Annotated in this window: 3 protein-coding genes and 1 pseudogene; 2 read left to right on the forward strand and 2 right to left on the reverse strand. The window is 77.5% G+C overall.

Features of this window, described 5'->3' with window-relative positions; translation table 11 throughout:
• Window positions 1-363, forward strand: a pseudogene (locus ABEB16_RS14830) (Ion channel protein); the annotation flags it as partial.
• 54 nt (window positions 364-417) lie between these two features.
• Here ABEB16_RS14830 and ABEB16_RS14835 read toward each other — a convergent pair.
• Window positions 418-1,176 carry an SDR family oxidoreductase gene (locus ABEB16_RS14835; protein WP_345713008.1) on the reverse strand — a complete coding sequence of 253 codons (759 nt, stop codon included), beginning with the start codon at window positions 1,174-1,176 and terminating at the stop codon, window positions 418-420.
• A 72-nt stretch (window positions 1,177-1,248) separates the two neighbouring features.
• Here ABEB16_RS14835 and ABEB16_RS14840 point away from each other — a divergent pair, with 72 nt between their 5' ends.
• Window positions 1,249-1,998 carry a sulfite exporter TauE/SafE family protein gene (locus ABEB16_RS14840; RefSeq protein WP_345713009.1) on the forward strand — a complete coding sequence of 250 codons (750 nt, stop codon included), beginning with the start codon at window positions 1,249-1,251 and terminating at the stop codon, window positions 1,996-1,998.
• On the opposite strand, the gene ABEB16_RS14845 is transcribed toward ABEB16_RS14840, so the two are convergent.
• Window positions 1,964-2,460, reverse strand: a 497-nt coding sequence (locus tag ABEB16_RS14845) for an MFS transporter (protein WP_345713010.1), incomplete at its 5' end; no start/stop codon positions are given. The two genes, ABEB16_RS14840 and ABEB16_RS14845, sit on opposite strands and share 35 nt — an antisense overlap.

The raw sequence follows: 2,460 nt of genomic DNA on the forward strand, positions 1-2,460 counted from the left end.
ACCGTCGTCGCGGCCGCGCGGGAGGCCCAGCACGCGGAACTGCTGCTGGAGGGCGGGGCCAGCTCGGTCGTCGTCTCCTCCGAGACCACGGGGCGCCTGCTGGGCATGGCCACCGACAGCGCCGACGCCGTCGGCGTGGTGGAGGACCTGCTCTCCTTCGGGCAGGGCCTGGACCTCGACGAGCGCCCCGTCCGCCCGGAGGAGGTGGGGCGCCCGGTGTCCGAGCTGCCGGTGCCGGTCCTCGCGGTGGTCCGCGCCGGGCACCTGCTGCGCTTCAACGAGGCCGGCGCGGCCCGGATCCAGGCGGGCGACCGCATCGTCTACGTCGACGCCCCGCCGCCGGGCACCAGCCCCCACCTCTGACCCGCCACCCGGTGTCCCCGGGGAGCCGGTGCCCCCGGGGAGCCGGTGGGCGGCTCAGCGCCCCCCGGCGACGTCGAGGGTCGCGCCCGTCACGTACGAGGCGGCCGGCGAGAGCAGCCACGCGATCGCCTCGGCGACCTCCTCCGGTTCACCGCCGCGGCCCAGCGGCACGGTGCCCGCCAGCCGCTCCACCCGGTCCGGCTGCCCGCCGCTGGCGTGGATGTCGGTGCGCACGACGCCGGGGCGCACCCCGTTGACGCGGATCCCCTCCCGCGCCACCTCCAGGGCCAGGCCGGTGGTGAGGGCGTCGAGGGCCGCCTTGGAGGCGGCGTAGTCCACGTACTGCCCCGCACCGCCGAGCACGGCCGCGCGGGAGGAGACGTTCACGATCGCCCCGCCGCGGCCGCCGCGCGCGGTGGACATCCGCCGCACCGCCTCCGCCGCGCAGGCGAAGGCACCGACCACGTTGACCTCCAGCAGCCGGCGGACCCGCTCGGGCCCGAGGTCGGCGACGGTCGCGGCGGGCGCCACGACCCCGGCGTTGTTGACCAGGCCGGTCAGCGGGCCGAGGGAGTCGGCGGCGGCGCCCCAGGCGGCCACGTCGGCGGGCAGCGCGACGGCGGCGCGCACCGCCAGCGCCGGCACGCCCGCGGCGGCGCAGTCGGCGGCCACCCGCTGCGCCGGGCCCTCCTGCGACGTCCAGCTCAGGCACACCTCCCCGGCGTCGGCGGCCAGCAGCCGGGCCGTGGCCGCGCCGATGCCCCGACCGCCGCCGGTGACCACCACGACGCCCCGCTCCGCGCTCGCCCCCACGCCCGGCACGGTACCGGGGTGGTGGTGCGCGCGGGTTACTGTCCGGGTCGTGCCCCGACCCACCGCCGCGCCGTGACCGACGTCGGCGTCACCGGTTTCCTCGTCCTCGCCCTCGCCGCGTGCCTCGTGGGCTTCGCCAAGACCGCCATCGGCGGGGCGGCCTCGATCAGCGTGGCGCTCTTCGCGGCGGTGCTGCCCGCCAAGGAGTCCACCGGCGCGCTGCTGCCGCTGCTGCTCGTCGGCGACGTGCTCGCCATCAGCGCCTACCGCCGCCACGCCGACTGGTCGCTGCTGGTGCGGCTGTTCCCCTCGGTCGCGGTGGGGGTGGGTGCCGGCGCGCTGTTCGTCTCGGCCGTCGACGACACCGTGATGCGCCGCACGATCGGGGCGGTGCTGCTGGTCCTCGTCGCGGTGCACGTGGTGCGCCAGCGGCGCGCCGGCGGTGTCCTCGTCGCGCCGACCGGTGCCGCGCGCCACGTCGCGGCGGCGGTGTTCGGGGTGCTGGCGGGTTTCACGACGATGGTCGCCAACGCCGGCGGGGCGGTGATGTCGCTGTACCTGCTGACGATGGGCCTGGGGATGATGGGGTTCCTCGGCACGACGGCGTGGTTCTTCGGCCTCGTCAACGCCTTCAAGGTGCCCTTCAGCGTCGGCCTCGGCCTCATCGGCACGTCCTCGCTGCTGCTGTGCGCGGCGCTCGCCCCGTTCGTCGTGGCCGGTGGTCTCCTCGGCCGCCGCGTCGTCGGCCGCCTCGACCAGGGGCTGTTCAGCCGCATCGTGCTGGTCGTCACGGTCCTGTCGGGCCTGAACCTGCTCCGCTGACCCCCCGGCCACCGGCCCCCCGCCCGCGCCGGGGCACCCACACCGCCAGCCCGCCCGCCGCGAGCGCCCCGAGGACCCCGGCACCCACCGAGGCCGCCGCCAGGGAACCGGCGGCGGCCACCGCCCCGACGAGCAGCGGGCCGGCGGCGGCACCGGTGTCGGTGACCAGCCGCCACGCGCCGAGGAAGACCGCGCGCCCGTCCGCCGGGGAGGAGTCGGCGCCCAGCGTCATGACGAGCCCGGCGCCCATGCCGTTGCCCAGCCCCATGAGCAGCCCGACGGCGACGACCGCCACCTCCGAGTGCGCCAGCGGCAGCAGGACGTGCGCCAGGCCCAGCACGAGCATCGACGGCACGCCCACCGCGGCGCGGCCGAGGCGGTCCATGACGGAACCCGCCGGGTAGAACAGCTCCTGCCAGCCCGCGCCCGCGAGGTCCAGCTCGGCGAAGGAGTCCTTGCAGC

Origin of the sequence: Kineococcus glutinatus (genome assembly GCF_039542765.1) — a bacterium.
GTDB classification, from domain to species: Bacteria; Actinomycetota; Actinomycetes; order Actinomycetales; family Kineococcaceae; genus Kineococcus_A; species Kineococcus_A glutinatus.